Genomic DNA, 17,888 nt, shown 5'->3' with positions numbered 1-17,888 from the left:
GATGCTGGAGCGTTACGGAAAAGGCGTAAATATCAAAACATGTTTGCATGAGGCGCTGGGGCGCCCCATGCAACACGTAATTGGGACATAGCCTTGGCAATCGTCTCGTCGCTGACGGGGGGCAGGGCCTTGAGGATGGCATCCCAGCCGCCTTCCGAGGCAAATCCATTGAGCTTGCCGGATGGGGTGAGGCCAAAAGTGCCTTTCAGCGGAGCATAACGACCGTCAAGGGTGTCGGCATTAATGCCAGCCTTGCGCAGCATGGCCTGATTGGCCCAACCGGTGTGGGCATCCGAACCGGCAAGCACCACCGGGATCTGCCGGTATTGCGGGCCATTGAACACCTGATCGAGCAGGGGAAGCTGATGCCAGTAGTCGAGGGAGACATTGCTGTATAGCTCTACATCGCCCAGTGTCAGGCGGGGGTCATCCTTGCTGCGGGTCAGAAATTGCTGCACCTGCTCAACCTCACTCATGGCATCGGGAAAGTTAACCGTCATCCCCTGAAAACCGGCAAATGCCGCATGAACATGGCTGTCGATGAGCCCCGGCATCAGGTACTTTCCTTTCAGATCAAGACGCTTGGCATGGCTGCCGAGGCGGGCACTGACCTCCTGATAGCTGCCGACTGCCACTATCTTTTTACCTTCAATGCCGACCGCTTCCGGGTGAGGGTTCGCCGGATCACCACTGTAGATGGTGCCGCCAAAGATCAGCGTCTGGCTCTGTGACTGGGCATTGGCGGCAGCGGGCAGCGTCACCAGCAGGCTGGCGAGAAACAGCGTTTTGATATTCATGGGCATGACTCCGTCGCTTCGGTGCCTGAAGGCACCGAAGTGGGTAAATGGAAATGAGGTATCGGCTTATCGGTTGATCAGCGGGATACAGATATCAAACACGTAATGCTCCCGGTCGGGGTCCGTGCCTGCGTGGTATTGCTCGTAACACGGGCGATCTTCGCAGTTCAGCCCTTGGCCCACTATCCAGCGAAACGCCGTCTCCCAGCTGGCAACCAGTTGATCGCCGCGAGCGATAAACAGACAAACCGCATAGGGGCCCGCGGCGATGGTCTGGGTGGTTAACTGGCGCCCAGCGGGGATCTCTGGCCCCAGCTCGATGCAGACGTCAGTACGGCAACGGGTCTCATCGGTGATATCGGGGATATCCCAATAGAGACTCAGGGTACCCGCTGGTGTCATCGCCTCGTCTGAGGCGAACAGCGCGAGCAAATCCCGATGAGCTTGCTCGCAGGTCTCTTTGCCATAGGGGCCCAGGCGGCGCATGTACGCCACGCGCCGGGCGGGCATCTGCCTGACGCTAGCCCCCTGCAACAGACCCGGGTGTTCGGTGACCGGGTGCATGACCAGGCCATCATAGGTGTCAAAGGGAAGGGGATCGTTTCCAATCTTGCTTTTCCAGTTTCCCCCCTGCTGCTGGCGGTATTCCGAGGGGCTCATGGCGAAGTGCAGGCGAAAGGCTTTGGCTAAATTCTGGGAGCTGGAGAACCCGGCGGCCAGTGCGAGGGTGGTGATGTCGCTCTGGGGGGAGGCTAACAAGCGACGAGCAGCGCGTTCCATACGCAGGCGCCGGGTAAATCCAGCAATGGTTTCGCCGACCATCGTCTTGAAAATACGGTGGAAGTGGAAGGTGGAGATGGCTGCCGCTGCTGCGACCTCATCCAGGCCCGGATTGTCATCCAGATGGTGGCTGATGTAGTCCATCGCCTTGAACACGGGTTTGCGATAATCCAGAGCGGACTCCTTTCCAGCCAGCAAAAGTGGGCGTCAGAGTCGGATTTAATCAGAGCCATCTGCCGTTGTCGAACCCGTCCGGCCTGGTCTGGCCACTCATCTTCATCGCGTTTTTAACGCATTGGCACTCTAATTGCTTGTTGCATGCCAGCGTCAATGATTTGTCTGGGGATGGAAAATGGAAATTAGTGCAAGCAGCCTGATGCAAGAGATGCAGGCGCTCAAGATCGAAGCAGGCGCAACGCCGCTGGCACAACCCGGTCGTCAGGTAACCTCCGACTTTGGTCAGCTGCTGCAACAGGCCCTTGGCAACGTCAACGAACTGCAAGGGGCCGCCAATGACCTGCGCACCCGTTTCGATATGGGCGACAAGTCGGTGGATCTGGCCGAGGTGATGATCGCGGGCCAAAAATCCTCCATCGCCTTTGAAGCCACGGTACAGGTGCGCAACAAGATGGTCGATGCCTACAAGACCATCATGAACATGCCGGTATAAGCGACGCCAATAAACCATGACGACTGAACATCATGAACATGTCAGCAATAAGGACATAAATCGTGGCTACTGACCAAAACGGCGATCTGCTGATAAACGATGAGGGCACCGCCGCCCTCGATGAAAATGAGCAGAAGAGTTCGGCGCTGGGCTTCCTGTCCAACACCGATGTGCTGCGGCAAATCACCCTGATCCTGGGGCTTGCCATCTGTCTGGCCATTGCGGTGTTTATCCTGCTGTGGGGCAAGGAGCCGGACATGCGTCCCCTCGGCACCTACACCACCCAGGAGCTGGTGAAGACTCTCGATTTCCTCGATCAGCAGAAGATCCCCTACGAGGTAGATGGCAAGAGCGTGCTGGTCAACGCCGAAAGCTACCCCACTATCCAGCTGGCCCTGACCCGTGCCGGTCTTGCCAATGCCACCGATAGCAGCATCGGTGGTGAAGATATCCTGCTCAAAGATTCCAGTTTCGGCGTCAGCCAGCGAATGGAGAGCGAACGTCTGAAGCTGAGCCGCGAGCGCCAGCTGGCGAGCGCCATCGAGCAGTTCCAGAATGTGGCCAAGGCCCAGGTGCTGCTGGCCATTCCGAAAGACAACGTGTTTGCCCGCAACGAACGCAAACCCAGTGCCACCGTGGTGCTCAACCTGAAAGGGGCGGCGCTGGGGCAGGGGGAGGTGGACTCCATCGTCGATATGGTTGCCTCCGCCGTACATGGCCTTGAGCCGACCCGCGTCACCGTCACCGACCAGAATGGCCGCCTGCTCAACTCCGGCTCGCAAGACCCGATCTCGGCCCAGACTCGCAAAGAATTTGCCATGCAGCAGAAGCAGGAGCTGGAGTACAAACAAAAAATTGACGCCATCCTGATCCCGGTGCTGGGGGCCGACAACTATACGGCGGAAGTGGATCTCTCCCTCGACTTCTCCCAGCAGGAGCAGACCCGCAAGACTTACAACCCTGACTTGCCTGCAGTGCGCTCCGAGATGACCATGGAAGAGAACAGCGCCAGCGGCAGCAACGGTGGTGTGCCTGGTGCACTCTCCAACCAGCCCCCTGCCGCCTCCAATATTCCCGAGGAGGCGACCGGTGGTGATGGTGCCAGCGCTGCTGCTTCGGGCCGTTCCCGCAAAGAGGCGACTCGCAACTTCGAACTGGATACCACCGTCAGCCATACCCGTCGCCAGATGGGAGGCATTCGCCGCATGACTGTTTCGGTTGCCGTGGATTACAAAGCGGTACCCGGTGCCGACGGGGCAGTGACCCGTGAGGCGCGCACCCAGGCAGAACTCGATACATTGCGCCGTTTGTTGAGCGGTGGCCTTGGCTTTGATGTGACTCGGGGTGATACCCTTGAGGTGGTCGCGATTCCGTTCAATCGCCCAGAGCTGGATACTGTGGCCGAAGTGCCGCTCTACGATCAGCCCTGGTTCTGGCGTGCGGTGCGGATTGCCGCCTCGGTACTGGTGATCATCGTCTTGATCGTCACCGTGGTTCGCCCCATGCTCAAGCGACTGCTCTACCCGGATGCCAAACCGGAAGGGGAAGTGGATTTCGACAACCACACCGTACTGGGTGGCGACGACGAGTTGAGTCTGCTGTCAGCACAAGTCGAGAACGATCAGGTATTTGGTGTCCGCGATGGCCAGCTGAAACTGCCGGATCTGCACCGTGACGAAGACTTGCTCAAGGCGGTACGTGCGCTGGTGGCGAACGAGCCGGATCTGGCCGCTCAGGTCATTAAAGAATGGGTAACGAACAAAGATGCCTGAAGAAAAGAAGAGTCAAGTCACCGGCAATGACATCACCGACAGTCAGCGCCAGATCCTCGACCAGATGTCGGGAATGGAGATGGCTGCGGTGCTGATGCTGAGCCTCAATGAAGAGGATGCCGCCCAGATCTTCCGTCATCTCGAGCCCAAGCAGGTGCAGCGGCTCGGTATGTCGATGGCCTCCATGTCCGACTTCAGTCACGATCGGGTGGCGGCGGTGCACCGTCAATTCATCGACGATATCCAGAAGTACACCAACATCGGTATCGGCAGCGAAGACTTCGTGCGCAAGGCGTTGGTGGCGGCTCTTGGCGAGGACAAGGCGAGCAACCTGGTGGACCAGATCATTCTCGGTTCCGGCGCCCGCGGCCTCGATTCGCTCAAGTGGATGGATGCCCGTCAGGTGGCCAGCATCATCCAGAACGAACACCCGCAGATTCAGACTATCGTGCTCTCCTATTTGGAGCCGGAGCAATCCGCCGAGATCCTGAGCCAGTTCCCGGAGCAGGTGCGCCTCGATCTGGTGATGCGTATCGCCAACCTCGAAGAGGTACAACCGGCGGCACTGCAAGAGTTGAACGACATCATGGAGAAACAGTTCGCCGGTGCGGCCGGTGCCCAGGCAGCCAAGATGGGCGGCCTGAAGGCTGCCGCCAACATCATGAACTATCTGGATACCAATATCGAAGGCCAGTTGATGGACTCCATCCGCGAGTCGGACGAAGAGATGAGCCAGCAGATCCAGGATTTGATGTTCGTGTTCGAGAACCTCATCGATGTGGACGATCGCGGCATCCAGACCATGCTGCGGGAAGTGCCGGGGGATCTGCTGCAACGCGCCCTCAAGGGCTCCGACGATCAGATGCGCGAGAAGATCTTCAAGAACATGTCCAAACGTGCGGCCGAAATGCTGGCGGACGATCTGGAGGCCATGGGGCCGATCCGGGTCTCCGAAGTGGAGGCGGCCCAGAAAGAGATCCTCTCCATCGCCCGTCGTCTGGCGGATGCCGGCGAAATCATGCTGGGTGCCGGTGGCGGCGAGGAGTTCCTCTAAGCCATGGCCCATAAACCGAATTGCGATGCCAAGCCCGCATCAGGCAGTGGTGAGGAGCCGCGCAAAGCATGAACAACAAACTGCGTGGGTATGTGCGCCCCGAGGGCGATGATGCCCGGGTTGAGACCTGGGGCTGGCCCGAGATGGAAGTCGAGGTAGAGGCGGGAGCGCCTACCAATGCTCTTGGCCTGGCCCCTGACTGGTATCAGCAGGAAGAGGAGGTGGTGGAGCCGGAGCCCGAACAGGAGCCGGCCCCCAGCATCACCGCCGAAGAGCTTGAAGCGATCCGTCAGGCCGCTTGGGAAGAGGGGATGGCCGAGGGGCGCGAGTCCGGTTATGCCAAGGGGATGGAAGAGGGCAAGCTGGAAGGATTGCAACAGGGTCATTCCGCTGGTCTCGAACAGGGGCGCGAGGAGGGGCTGGCCATGGGCCGCGAGCTGGTGGAGCAGGAGATTGCCCACTGGCAGGGGCTCGCCGCCCGCCTTGCCAATCCGCTTAACGAGCTGGATCAGGCGGTGGAGCAGCAGTTGGTCTCGCTGGTGATGCAACTGGCCCGCGCGCTCATTCGTCACGAAGCGGAGACCTCCCCCCGCATTCTGCTGGAAGCGCTTAAAGAGGGGCTGGCCTTGCTGCCCGCCGCCGAACAGGGGGTGACTCTGATGTTGCATCCCGACGATATCGCGCGAATCGAGCAGGCATTTGGCGCCGAAGAGTGCGCCAAGCGCCACTGGCGATTGCAGAGCGATCCCACCCTCTCCCCCGGCGATCTGCAACTGGCTACCGAGCTCTCCAGCATCGATTTGACCCTCTCCGGGCGCATCGATCAGTTGCTGCGCAACTTCTTGCGGGACAATGCGTCGCAGAAACCGGCTTCGCCGGACTCACGCCCATAACCGATGCCGGACGTTGCTGTCCGGCTGCACTTTTTAGCTCTCAGGAGGCCAGATGAGTGGCTCGCTACTGAACCGGTTGCAAGGGTACAAGGTGCGCGATAGCGCCCCCAAACCACCGGTTGCCGGCAAATTGACCCGGGTGGTGGGGCTGACCCTCGAAGCCATCGGTTGCCGCGCCGCCATCGGTGCGCTCTGCCGCATCGATACCCTTGATGGGACGCTGGAGGCTGAAGTGGTCGGCTTCTCTGGCGATCGCCTCTATCTGATGCCGAGCGAGCAGCTCAAGGGGGTCATTCCCGGTGCCCGGGTGGTGCCCATCACCGAAGAGCATGGTATTCCGGTCGGCATGAATCTTCTCGGTCGGGTGATCGACGGTATCGGTCAGCCGCTGGATGGTCTCGGTCCCATTCTCTCCTCCCAGACGGTGCAGTTTGCCCAGCACCGCATCAACCCGCTCTCTCGCCGCCCGATACATCAGCCGATGGACGTGGGGGTACGCGCCATCAACGCAGTGCTGACGGTGGGGCAGGGCCAGCGGATGGGGCTGTTTGCCGGTTCCGGTGTCGGTAAATCGGTGTTGCTTGGCATGATGACCCGCGGCTCGGTGGCGGATGTGGTGGTGGTCGGCCTCATCGGTGAACGGGGCCGGGAAGTGAAAGAGTTTATTGAAGACATTCTGGGGGAGGAGGGGCGTGCCCGCTCCGTGGTGGTAGCGGCTCCCGCCGATGCCTCGCCGCTGATGCGGCTAAAGGGGTGTGAAACGGCGCTGGCCATTGCCGAGTATTTTCGCGATCAGGGGCTCAACGTGTTGCTCTTGATGGACTCCCTCACCCGTTACGCTCAGGCCCAGCGTGAGATCGCGCTGGCGGTGGGCGAGCCGCCGGCGACCAAGGGTTATCCGCCCTCGGTGTTTGCCAAATTACCGGCGCTGGTGGAGCGGGCGGGCAACGGCAGTGACGGCCAGGGCTCCATCACGGCATTCTTCACCGTACTGACCGAGGGGGATGACCTGCAAGATCCCATTGCCGATGCTGCGCGGGCGATCCTCGATGGCCACATAGTGCTGTCGCGCGAGCTGGCTGATGCTGGCCACTATCCGGCCATCGATATCGAGAAGTCCATCAGCCGGGTTATGCCTATGGTCACCTCGCCGGAACATATGGATCTGGCGCGCACCCTCAAGCAGTTCTACTCCCTCTATCAGCAGAACCGAGATCTCATCACCATCGGCGCCTACAGTCAGGGTTCCGATCCGCGCATTGACCGCGCCATCATTCAAAAACCCTATCTGGATCAGTTCTTGCAGCAGGGGATGCGCGAGGTCATTCACTACGATGATGGCCTGCAAGCCTTGCAGATGGTGGCGATGCCATTGATGCGCTGATGATGGTCGGTAACAGAGAGGTCGACGATGAGTAAAGGGTTGGTATTGTTGGCCGATCGGCTGGTGGAAGCGGAGCAGCAGTGTGCGCTGGCACTGGTGAAGGCGCAGCAGGATCTCAAGCTGTTCATGGATCAGCAAAATGCCCTCAACCAGTACCGCCAGATCTATCACCAGCAGTGGACCGATCGCGGCCTGCAGGGGATTTCACCCCAGCAAAACACCCAGTATCACGCCTTTATCAACAAGCTCGAACAGGCAGCGACCCAGCAGTACGAAGGGGTGTTGCAGGTGCGTCAGGCGCTGGAACAGCGCCGTGAAGAGTGGCTGGCGGCCCAGCAGCGGCGCAAGGCGGTGGAGCTGTTGCTGGAGAAGCAGGCGAGCCGCGAGCAGCAGAAAGCCCAGCGTCAGGAGCAGAAGATGCTGGATGAGTACGCCATGTTGCGACGCTTTCATCAATCTGGCCTGTAACTTGCTTTGATCTGGACATTGTCGGCGGCCATCTCTTTGGGGGCCACCAGAATTCAGGGATCCCATCATGATGCAGACACTGTTGACACAAACGCCTTCGGCTGCGGCCAACGGGTTGGACAAAGCGCCTCTGAGCGGTTCCGTCGAGAGCAAAAGTATCGATGGGGGAACCGGCAGCGACAGCAAGGGTGATTTCGCCACCTTGATTGCCAAAGCCCGGAACAGCGAACAGGGCGCTGCCGAGGCCACTCAGGGCGGTAACCATGTCCGATCAGCCAAATCTTTGGCGACCGAAAGCGCCTCTCCCAAAGAGGAGACCAGCAAGGAGCAGGATCCTGACGCCGACAACAAGGTGGAGGAGGTCCCTGCCACCGACTTTCTGCTGCGCCTGCAAGACTCCCTCAAGCTCGATACCTCGCTAGTGACTCCCCAGCTGGCGGTGGCGGCCCAACAGAGCGCCACTGCGGTAGACGGCAATCCGTTGCCGCAAGAGGGTGAGCTGGAGGGGACTGCGCTTGATGAAAGCGAGCAGACTCCTGCCGCTGCCAGGATTGCCCAACAGCTTGCCGGTCAGACCGGGGCGCAGTCGCCGCTGGCGACGACCGCCAATTCGACTTCAGAAACCACCGTATCCTCCTCAGCGGCGCGAGTGGTGGCGCAGGGCGATGCCTCTGCTGCCGTTCTCTCCTCTGAAGGTGAAGATGCCGCCACTCCTGCTGATGGGCAGTCCGGGGAGAAAGCCTCTGCCAAGGGAGAAACCCTCGGAGCAGATGGCAAGCAGACCAAGCCCCTCACGGGGGCAGAGCGAATGGCCCAGCTGGCCAAGGTGCTGCCGGTCGATGAGTCGGCAAGCACCGCCAAATCCGCTGAGTCACTCGCTGCAAAAGAGGCTGGCGACAGCAAATCCGACTCCACCGCGAGCAATGCTGTGACTAACAAGGGGCAGGCGACGCAAGCCGCGACTCAGGGGGCTGCGCTCAAGACCTTCAATGAGGGGCTCAAGCAGCCTGAGGCTGGCACAGCTACAGCTACAGCTACAGCTACAGCTACAGCCACGGCTGAGGGCAGTGGTGCAGCTGGCAAGGGGGCAGAAAAGAGTACTGCCGAGGGAAGCCAGCAGCCAGCCACCGCCGCCAATCAAGGTTCGGCGCACGTGACGACGGCGCACAGTGCCGCAGAAAGTGCCGCAGCCCAGAGCAGCGTAACGACAAATGCGAAGGCTCAGAGCGATAGCGCTGCCGCCCCCGTGATGGTGGCGCCGCAGCAGGTGTTGGCACAGGCTGAATCTCAGGGGCCGCAAGCACCGCTGTCGACCATTTCAGCCGGCATCAAGCAGATGGAAGTGACCGGCACCGACGAGGTACGCAAAGCGGTTTCGCTTGAGGTAAAACCGAAGGCCGGTGAGGCGGAGAAGAGCCTGGTTGCGACGACATCTAGCAGTGAGAGCAGCCCGAGCCAGACCGTTCAGCATGGCCATAACAGCCAGACTCAGCCACAGGTAGCCGATAGCCGGGCGCCCGCCGCTGAGACGACGCTGCGCCGTGAGCCGCAGAATTTACCCCATTTGAAACTGGCCAGTCAGGAAGCACCCGCCGAATTGCACCAGAAGGTCAATGTGATGCTGGCCGAAAAACTGCAACAGGCGGAAATTCAGCTCGACCCCCTCGGCCTTGGCAAGATGAAGATCCAGATTCAGATGGGGGCCGACAGCCAGGCCAACGTCCATTTTGTGGTACAACATGGACAGACCCGCGAGATGCTGGAGCAGGCGATGCCCCGGCTGCGTGACATGCTGGCAGGGCAGGGGATCCAGCTTGGTCAGACGCAGGTGCAGCAGCAGTCGCAACAACAGCAGCAACAGCAGCAACAGGGCCAGCCCACCTTTAACGGGCAGGGTCAGCAGGGTCAGAGTAGTGGTCAGCCGCGGTCCGGTAACGGGCTGGTTGAAGGGGAACTCACCACTTCCAACCCCAGTTTGCTGGTGGAATCGACAAACGGTTCCGGAATTGATTTCTATGCTTGATGCAATCCCGAGTAAGTTTATGATATCGAACAAGTTTGAGACTAGGGTGGACAAGGGATGGCTGACGATAACGAGTTGACGCTAAAAGACCCGGCTGCGGGCAAGAAAAAGAAGCTGATCATTATCATTGCCCTGGCGGTTATTTTGCTGGGCGGTGGTGGTGTTGGCGCCTTCCTGATGCTCTCCGGCTCCGATAAACCTCCCGCTGAAGCGGCGGAAGGTGCCGAGGCTGCACCCAAGGAGGAAGCGCCTAAACCTTCCCTCTATGTCGGTATGCCGCGCCCCTTTGTCTTCAACGTCGCAGGTGCCCAGCGAGACCGACTGGTGCAGATCAAGATCCAGCTGATGGTGCGCGGTACCGCCGACGAGACGCTGGCCAAACAGAATATCCCCCTGATTGAAGGCACCTTGTTGCGGGTATTCAGTGCAGCCAGTGCCGAACAGCTGATGACCTTCGAAGGCAAGGAGAAGCTGCGCAAGGATTCACTGGAAGAGTGCCGTCGGGTGCTCAAGGACCTGGTCTCTTCCCCCGTTATCGAACAAGTGCTGTTTACCGGCTTTGTAATGCAGTAGGTGAAGCGTGAGCGATCTGTTAAGTCAGGACGAAATTGATGCCCTCTTGCACGGTGTCGATGATGTCGAAGAGGAAGAGATAGGCGGCGCTGGAGACCCCGGCGTAGCCCAGTTTGACTTCTCCTCCCAAGACCGCATCGTCCGTGGTCGCATGCCGACGCTGGAGCTGGTGAATGAACGTTTCGCCCGCCATATGCGGATCAGCCTGTTCAACATGATGCGTCGTACCGCCGAGGTCTCGATCAACGGCGTGCAGATGCTCAAGTTTGGCGAGTATGTTCATACCCTGTTTGTGCCGACCAGTCTCAACATGGTGCGCTTCCGCCCGCTCAAGGGGACGGCGCTCATCACCATGGAGGCTCGACTGGTCTTCATTCTGGTGGAGAACTTCTTCGGTGGCGATGGCCGTTATCACGCCAAGATTGAAGGGCGCGAGTTCACGCCGACTGAACGGCGCATTATCCAGATGCTGCTCAAACTGGTGTTTGAGGATTACAAGGATGCCTGGGCGCCGGTGATGGATGTGGGGTTCGAGTATCTCGACTCCGAAGTGAACCCGGCAATGGCCAACATCGTCAGCCCGACCGAGGTGATCGTGGTCAGCTCGTTCCACATCGAGCTCGATGGTGGCGGCGGCGACTTCCACGTGGCGATGCCTTATTCCATGCTGGAACCGATCCGCGAGCTGCTGGATGCCGGTGTGCAGAGTGACAAGGGGGATACCGACGTACGTTGGAGCAAGGCGCTGCGTGACGAGATCATGGACGTCAAGGTGGAGCTGCGGGCCAAGCTGCTGGAGACCGAACTCACCCTGCGTGAACTGATGGAGCTGCGACCTGGCGATATCATTCCGGTCGATATGCCGGAAAATCTGCTGGTTTTTGTCGAGGACTTGCCCACTTTCCACGCCAAGATGGGCCGCACCAAGGATAATGTGGCGCTCAAGATCACCGACAAGCTCAAACGTCCGGAAGGGGTCAAGACGGAGATGCATCTGGTGACCCGGGGCGGGGTACGAATTGATGGCGAGGCCGAGCTGGAAGAGCTCGAGCGCAGTATCGAAGATCAACAGCGATAATTGACGGTTTATTACGGTAAACGGTCACGAAGTAGCATAAGGAAACAAGATGAGCGGAACTGAGGAAGAGGATCTGATGGCTGATGCCTGGGCTGCGGCTCTGGAGGAGCAGGTGACGGCGGAAGCCAAGCCAGCCCCGCTGGAAGAGTTGAAAGATGATGCCCCTATCAGTGCCGAGGAGCGTCGCAAGCTCGACACCATTCTCGATATTCCGGTCACTATCGCCATGGAGGTGGGCCGCAGCCAGATCAGCATCCGCAACCTGTTGCAGCTGAACCAGGGCTCGGTGGTGGAGCTGGATCGTGTTGCAGGCGAGCCGCTGGATGTATTGGTCAACGGTACCCTGATCGCTCACGGCGAGGTGGTGGTGGTGAACGACAAGTTCGGTATCCGCCTGACCGACGTCATCAGCCAGATTGAACGGATCAAGAAGCTTAAATGATGCGCCTCCTGTTGTTATTGATGCCTGTTCCGGCCTTTGCCGAGACAGCGGCATCTGCCAACGTGCCTAGTCTGAGCTCCTGGTTGCTCTCCAGTCTGATGGTGATTGGTCTCATTCTGGTGCTGGGCTTTCTGCTCAAGAAGAGCAAGCTGGCAACCGCCATGGGGGGCGGCCAGATGCGGGTCATCGCCTCGTTGCCGGTGGGTTACAAAGAGAAGCTGCTGGTGGTCAAGGTGGGCGAACAGCAACTGCTGGTCGGCGTAACACCGCAGCAGGTCAACTTTCTCTACCGGCTGGAGGAGCCGCTGGATGAAAACCAGCCGCAGGCGTTTTCCCAGCAGCTTGGCAAATTGATGGGCAAGCATGAAAAAAGCTAACGGCTTATGGCTGAATACGGGGCTGCTGGTCAGCCTGCTGATACCACTGTTTTGCTCCTGGCCTGTGCTGGCACAAGACGCCATGTCGGCGGTGACCGTCAAGACCATGGGGGATGGCTCTCAGGAGTACAGCCTGACCCTGCAAGTGCTGGCGCTGATGACCGCGCTCTCCTTCTTGCCGGCCATGGTGATCATGATGACCTCGTTTACCCGCATCATAGTGGTGCTGGGTATCTTGCGCCAGGCGATAGGTCTGCAACAGAGTCCTTCCAACCAGGTGTTGATCGGCATTGCCCTGTTCATGTCGTTTTTCATCATGTCGCCGGTGCTGGATCGCATCAATGATGAGGCGCTGCAGCCCTATCTGGCCGAAACCATTCAGGCAAAAGAGGCGCTGGAGCGGGCCGAGTTGCCCATCCACCAGTTCATGCTGGCCCAGACCCGGATCAAGGATCTCAACACCTTTATGGAGATCGCCAACGTGCAGGTGGAGAAACCGGCCGATGTGCCGCTACGGGTGCTGATCCCGGCGTTTGTCACCAGCGAGCTGAAAACCGCCTTCCAGATTGGTTTTATGCTGTTCTTGCCATTTCTGGTCATCGATCTGGTGGTCGCCAGTATTCTGATGGCGATGGGGATGATGATGCTCTCGCCGATGATTGTCTCGCTGCCTTTCAAGCTGATGCTGTTTGTGATGGTGGATGGCTGGAACCTCATTCTGGGGTCGCTGGCCAACAGTTTCGGACTGGGTGCCGGTTAGCCGGTCGAGCGCAAGGAGCCCGAACATGAGTCCTGAAACCTTTGTCGACGTCTTTCGTGAGGCGCTCTGGCTGGTGACCATCATGGTGTGCGCCGTGATCCTGCCCAGCCTCGCTATCGGACTGGTGGTAGCCATTTTTCAGGCGGCCACCTCCATCAACGAACAGACCCTGAGCTTTCTGCCTCGTCTTATCGTGACCCTGCTGGCCCTGGGAATTGGTGCTCACTGGGGAATGCAGAGTCTGATGGACTTCTTCACACTGATGGTCAATCAAATCCCCGAGGTGGTGGGATGACCTACACAACCGCTCTGATCATGGAGTGGTTGTCTTCCATCCTCTGGCCGCTGGCGCGGGTGAGCAGTCTGCTGATGGTGATGGCGGTGTTCGGCAGCCGCCTCGCTCCTGCGCGGGTACGGATGGGGCTGGCTTTGGCCATCACCTTTCTGATTGCCCCGCTGCTCCCGAAAATGCCCCCCATTGAACTCTTCTCTGCCGGCAGCTTTCTGGTATTGGGCCAGCAATTGCTGATCGGTATTGCCCTTGGTCTGATGACCCAGTTTCTGATGGAGAGCTTCGTGATGGCCGGTCAGGTCATCGCCATGCAGACCAGTCTGGGTTTTGCCACCCTGGTGGACCCGATGAATGGCCAGTCGGCCCCCGTGGTGGGGCAGTTTTATCTGATGCTGGCGACCCTGGTGTTTCTGGCGCTGGATGGTCATCTGGTGATGCTGCGGCTGGTCATTCTTAGTTTCGAGACACTGCCTGTCTCCGAGCACGGCCTCTCGGTTTCATCCATGAAAACCCTGAGTGCGTTTCTGGGTGTGATGTATCAGGCTGCTTTGGTGATGTCGCTCTCAGCCATCGTCGCCTTGCTCTTAATCAACTTCGCCTTTGGTGTCATGACCCGGGCGGCGCCGCAACTCAACATTTTCAGTATCGGTTTTGCGGTCAGCATGATGTCGGGTCTGCTCATCCTCTGGCTCACTATCGGCGGGTTCCTCGGTCACTTCGACATCATGTGGGAGCGGGTGCAGGAGGTCAGCTGCGAGTTGATCAACACCCAGTGTTTCGGGGGCGCTCATGGCTGATACCGACCAGGAACGTACCGAACAACCCACGGGCAAACGACTGCAACAGGCCCGTGAAAAAGGGCAGATTGCACGTTCAAAAGAGCTGGGGACCGCCAGCGTTTTGCTCTCGGCGGTTTTTGGCCTGCTGATGCTCAAGGGCTCGCTGGCGACTGCCATGATCAAGGTTGTCACCATGGGCTTTACTCTGGATCGGGAGCAGGCTTTCGATCCCAATGCCATGATCGCCATGGTGCCGGCGCTGCTGGGGGAACTGGTTCTTCCGCTGGGACTCTTGTTTGCACTGGTGGCGATTGCCGCTTTTATCGGCAACACCCTGATGGGGGGGATGAACTTCTCCACCGAAGCCATGATGCCCAAGATGAGCAAGCTGAGTCCGCTCAGCGGCATCAAGCGAATGTTCGGGGTGCAGTCGCTGATTGAGCTGGTCAAATCCATCGCCAAGGTGGTGTTCATCACCCTGTTTGCCTGGTGGATGTTATCCAGCCAGTTCAATCACCTGCTCAACCTCTCCATGGAGGGATTTCCCGGCGGCATTATCGATGCGCTGGAGCTGTTTCTCTGGATGTTGATTATCCTCTGCTGCGCCCTGCTTCCCATCGTGGCCATCGACGTGCCGTTCCAGCAGTGGAACCACATGCGTCAGCTCAAGATGACCAAGCAGGAGGTCAAGGATGAGTTCAGGGATAGCGAAGGCAAGCCCGAGGTAAAAGGCAAGATCCGCCAGTTGCAGATGCAGATGGCGATGCGCCGGATGATGGGGGATGTGCCCAAGGCCGATGTGGTGATCACCAACCCGACCCACTACTCGGTAGCGCTCAAGTATGATGCGGGCAAACCCGGTGCCGCGCCCAAGGTTGTGGCCAAGGGCACAGATGAAATTGCAATGAAGATCAGGGAGATCGCCAGAGAGTACGAGATCCCCATCATGCCGTCACCAGCTTTGACCCGGGCTATTTACCACTCAACCGAGCTGGGCCACGAGATCCCGGAAGGGCTGTTTGCGGCGGTTGCCCAGGTGCTCGCCTATGTCTTCCAGCTCAAGAAATTCCGCCGTGGTCAGGGGCGCCGTCCCCAGCCACTGGCTAAAGATCTGCCCATTCCGACCGAATATCGAAAATGACAAAGTTCTGACGTAGTCAAAATAAATCCATTGCATTTCAATGTGTTGTATTGTTGGCTTGATGTTTGCTTTAATCTGGCACCAGCAGGTTGAAATTGAGAAGCGCGATGGAATTCAAGGCAGTATTGGGCCAGTTCAAAGAGTACCGGGGAGTATTGGGCAAAGGCCTTGGCACCCCTCTGCTGGTATTGGCTGCGCTTGGCATGGTGGTGCTGCCCATCCCGCCGTTGATGCTGGACGTGCTCTTCTCCTTCAACATTGCCCTCTCCATCGTGGTGCTGCTGGTATCCGTCTATACCCGCCGCCCCCTCGAATTCGCTGCCTTCCCGACCGTACTGTTGCTCGCTACCTTGCTGCGGTTGGCGTTGAACGTTGCCTCGACCCGGGTAGTGTTGCTGGAAGGTCATAATGGCAGTGCGGCGGCCGGCCATGTGATCGAGGCGTTCGGTAACGTGGTGATAGGCGGCAACTATGCGGTCGGCATCATCGTTTTCACCATCCTGATGATCATCAACTTTGTGGTGATCACCAAGGGTGCCGGGCGGATCGCGGAAGTGAGTGCCCGTTTTACCCTTGATGCGATGCCGGGCAAACAGATGGCCATCGATGCCGATTTGAACGCCGGTCTCATCAATCAGGAAGAGGCGAAGAAGCGTCGTCAGGATGTAACCCAGGAAGCTGACTTCTACGGCTCCATGGATGGTGCCTCCAAGTTTGTCAAAGGGGATGCCATTGCGGGCATCATGATCCTCTTTATCAACATCATCGGCGGCTTCATCATCGGGATGATGCAGCACCAGCTGACCTTCAGCGAATCTGCCGAGATCTATACCCTGCTGGCCATCGGTGACGGTCTGGTGGCGCAGATCCCCTCCCTGCTGCTCTCCATCGCTGCCGCTATCATAGTGACCCGTCAGAATACCGATCAGGACATGGGTACCGCAGTACTGGGCCAGCTGTTTGACAATCCCAAGGCGCTGATCATCTCTGCCGGGATTCTGCTGATGATGGGACTGGTGCCGGGGATGCCGCATTTCGCCTTCCTGAGTCTGGGGGCTCTCTCGGCCGCTGGAGCCTGGTGGTTGCTGCGCCGCGAGAAACTGGCGGCCGCCAAAGCGGCCAAGGGCGAGCTGCTGCCTGCCACTGCCGAACAACCCCATGAGCAGAAAGAGCTGAGCTGGGACGATGTGATGCCGGTGGACATCATCGGGCTGGAAGTGGGTTATCAGCTGATCCCGCTGGTGGATCGCAATCAGGGTGGCGAACTGCTCAACCGGATCAAAGGGGTGCGCAAGAAACTCTCGCAGGAGCTGGGCTTTCTGGTCCCGGCCGTCCACATTCGCGACAACCTGGATCTGGCGCCAAACCAATACCGCATCACCTTGATGGGGGTCAGTACCGGCGAGGCCAATGTCTACCATGATAAGGAGATGGCCATCAATCCGGGGCAGGTGTTCGGCCAGATCCAGGGGATAGCGACCCGGGATCCCGCCTTCGGACTGGAAGCGGTCTGGGTTGCCAAGGAGATGGTCTCTCAGGCACAGACGCTGGGGTATACGGTGGTGGATACCGCGACCGTGGTGGCTACCCATCTGAGCCAGATCCTGACCAACCATGCGGCTCTGCTGCTGGGGCATGACGAGGTACAACAACTGCTCGACATGATTGGCAAACATCAGAGCAAGCTGGTCGAAGGGCTGGTGCCGGAAGTGATCAGCATGGGTAACCTTGTGAAGGTATTGCAGAATTTGCTCAATGAAGGCGTGCCAATCCGCGATATGCGCACTATCCTGCAGACCCTGGTTGAATACGCGCCGCGCAGTCCGGATCCGGAAGTGCTCACGGCCGCTTGCCGGATTGCCCTGCGTCGCCTGATTGTGCAGGAGATTGCAGGCCCCGATCCCGAGCTGCCGGTGATTACCTTGGCGCCGGAATTGGAACGTATATTGCATCAATCCCTGCAGGCAGGTGGTGGTGATGGTGCCGGTATTGAACCGGGTCTGGCAGAGCGGATGCAGCGTTCGCTGGTGGAAGCCACTCAACGACAAGAATTGGAAGGCCAACCGGCCGTGCTTCTGACATCGGGGATCTTGCGCAATACCCTGGCAAAATTTGTCAAGAATGCCATTCCTGGATTGCGCGTTCTGTCTTATCAGGAAGTGCCCGACGACAAGCAGATCCGCATCGTCAGTGCGGTAGGGCAGAACTAGTTAGCGGAGACGACGGGTGAAGATTAAGCGGTTTTTTGCCAAGGATATGCGAACGGCTCTGGCCGAGGTCAAGGAGACTCTCGGGCCTGACGCCGTCATCATGTCCAACAAGAAGGTCACCGGAGGGGTAGAGATAGTCGCCGCAGTCGATTATCAATCCCAGGTCCCGGGGCCCAAAGATGCGCCGGTTCGCCGTCAGCTGAACGATGAGAGCGTCAATATTTCGTCTGCTGCACGGCAGATGATCCGCCCCGAGCCGACGCCGGCGAAGGAGCAGAACGAACATTATGCCGATACCCTGGCCGCCTTGCTGGCGCGCCAGCAGAAGCTCAAGCCGGGCAATGGGGCGCCAATGGGCAATACCCAATCGGCCGGTCTGGCCGCTGCCAATGCAG

At 59.0% G+C, this 17,888-nt stretch carries 17 protein-coding genes and 2 pseudogenes; 17 read left to right on the top strand and 2 right to left on the bottom strand.

What is annotated here, in order from left to right:
• Window positions 1-86: 86 nt before the first annotated feature.
• Window positions 87-797: pseudogene (locus AB5Y85_RS05195) on the bottom strand (amidohydrolase family protein); the annotation flags it as partial.
• A gap of 66 nt (window positions 798-863) precedes the next feature.
• On the bottom strand, window positions 864-1,775 hold the full coding sequence (locus AB5Y85_RS05190) for a GyrI-like domain-containing protein (protein ID WP_257687267.1): 912 nt from the start codon (window positions 1,773-1,775) through the stop codon (window positions 864-866).
• A gap of 154 nt (window positions 1,776-1,929) precedes the next feature.
• On the opposite strand from AB5Y85_RS05190, the gene fliE reads away from it, so the two are divergent.
• From fliE to AB5Y85_RS05105, 17 genes and pseudogenes are all read left to right on the top strand, one after another.
• Entirely contained in the window at window positions 1,930-2,247 is a 318-nt protein-coding gene (gene fliE / locus AB5Y85_RS05185; RefSeq protein WP_005362062.1) for a flagellar hook-basal body complex protein FliE, read from the top strand.
• A gap of 62 nt (window positions 2,248-2,309) precedes the next feature.
• The gene (gene fliF, locus AB5Y85_RS05180) at window positions 2,310-4,019 is read left to right on the top strand and encodes a flagellar basal-body MS-ring/collar protein FliF (RefSeq protein ID WP_042054467.1); all 1,710 of its coding nucleotides are present in this window, start codon (window positions 2,310-2,312) and stop codon (window positions 4,017-4,019) included.
• Window positions 4,012-5,073, top strand: a complete 1,062-nt coding sequence (fliG, locus tag AB5Y85_RS05175) for a flagellar motor switch protein FliG (protein WP_005334749.1) — start codon at window positions 4,012-4,014, stop codon at window positions 5,071-5,073. Before fliF ends, fliG begins: the two co-directional genes overlap by 8 nt.
• A 68-nt stretch (window positions 5,074-5,141) precedes the next feature.
• Window positions 5,142-5,966 carry a flagellar assembly protein FliH gene (gene fliH / locus AB5Y85_RS05170; protein ID WP_257687268.1) on the top strand — a complete coding sequence of 275 codons (825 nt, stop codon included), beginning with the start codon at window positions 5,142-5,144 and terminating at the stop codon, window positions 5,964-5,966.
• 52 nt (window positions 5,967-6,018) lie between these two features.
• Window positions 6,019-7,350 (top strand): flagellar protein export ATPase FliI, encoded by a 1,332-nt coding sequence (fliI, locus tag AB5Y85_RS05165; RefSeq protein ID WP_005334747.1) that lies wholly within the window; start codon window positions 6,019-6,021, stop codon window positions 7,348-7,350.
• A gap of 27 nt (window positions 7,351-7,377) precedes the next feature.
• Entirely contained in the window at window positions 7,378-7,818 is a 441-nt protein-coding gene (fliJ, locus tag AB5Y85_RS05160) for a flagellar export protein FliJ (protein WP_005334746.1), read from the top strand.
• A gap of 67 nt (window positions 7,819-7,885) precedes the next feature.
• Window positions 7,886-9,841 (top strand): flagellar hook-length control protein FliK, encoded by a 1,956-nt coding sequence (locus AB5Y85_RS05155; RefSeq protein ID WP_257687269.1) that lies wholly within the window; start codon window positions 7,886-7,888, stop codon window positions 9,839-9,841.
• 57 nt (window positions 9,842-9,898) lie between these two features.
• Window positions 9,899-10,414 (top strand): flagellar basal body-associated protein FliL, encoded by a 516-nt coding sequence (fliL, locus tag AB5Y85_RS05150; protein ID WP_042054463.1) that lies wholly within the window; start codon window positions 9,899-9,901, stop codon window positions 10,412-10,414.
• Between the two features lie 7 nt (window positions 10,415-10,421).
• On the top strand, window positions 10,422-11,492 hold the full coding sequence (gene fliM, locus AB5Y85_RS05145; RefSeq protein WP_005334736.1) for a flagellar motor switch protein FliM: 1,071 nt from the start codon (window positions 10,422-10,424) through the stop codon (window positions 11,490-11,492).
• 49 nt (window positions 11,493-11,541) lie between these two features.
• A complete protein-coding gene (gene fliN, locus AB5Y85_RS05140; protein ID WP_005298791.1) occupies window positions 11,542-11,934 on the top strand; it encodes a flagellar motor switch protein FliN in 393 nt (130 codons plus the stop codon).
• Complete coding sequence (gene fliO / locus AB5Y85_RS05135) at window positions 11,931-12,311, top strand: flagellar biosynthetic protein FliO (protein WP_064340919.1); 381 nt, start codon at window positions 11,931-11,933, stop codon at window positions 12,309-12,311. The genes fliN and fliO overlap by 4 nt, the downstream gene beginning before the upstream one ends.
• Complete coding sequence (gene fliP / locus AB5Y85_RS05130; RefSeq protein ID WP_101529884.1) at window positions 12,298-13,071, top strand: flagellar type III secretion system pore protein FliP; 774 nt, start codon at window positions 12,298-12,300, stop codon at window positions 13,069-13,071. The genes fliO and fliP overlap by 14 nt, the downstream gene beginning before the upstream one ends.
• A gap of 25 nt (window positions 13,072-13,096) precedes the next feature.
• On the top strand, window positions 13,097-13,366 hold the full coding sequence (gene fliQ / locus AB5Y85_RS05125; protein WP_101529885.1) for a flagellar biosynthesis protein FliQ: 270 nt from the start codon (window positions 13,097-13,099) through the stop codon (window positions 13,364-13,366).
• Window positions 13,363-14,160, top strand: coding sequence for a flagellar biosynthetic protein FliR (gene fliR, locus AB5Y85_RS05120; protein WP_005353677.1), 798 nt, complete (start codon window positions 13,363-13,365; stop codon window positions 14,158-14,160). Before fliQ ends, fliR begins: the two co-directional genes overlap by 4 nt.
• Window positions 14,153-15,283, top strand: a complete 1,131-nt coding sequence (flhB, locus tag AB5Y85_RS05115) for a flagellar biosynthesis protein FlhB (protein ID WP_257687270.1) — start codon at window positions 14,153-14,155, stop codon at window positions 15,281-15,283. Before fliR ends, flhB begins: the two co-directional genes overlap by 8 nt.
• Window positions 15,284-15,390: 107 nt before the next feature.
• Entirely contained in the window at window positions 15,391-17,493 is a 2,103-nt protein-coding gene (gene flhA, locus AB5Y85_RS05110) for a flagellar biosynthesis protein FlhA (protein ID WP_202002075.1), read from the top strand.
• Window positions 17,494-17,509: 16 nt separating this feature from the next.
• Window positions 17,510-17,888 (top strand): annotated as a pseudogene (locus AB5Y85_RS05105) (flagellar biosynthesis protein FlhF); the annotation flags it as partial.

Origin of the sequence: Aeromonas sp. R3-1 (assembly GCF_040908345.1) — a bacterium.
GTDB lineage: Bacteria > Pseudomonadota > Gammaproteobacteria > Enterobacterales > Aeromonadaceae > Aeromonas > Aeromonas veronii.
Note: the sequence above shows the minus strand (reverse complement) of the source record. Positions and strands in the feature narration are given on the sequence as shown.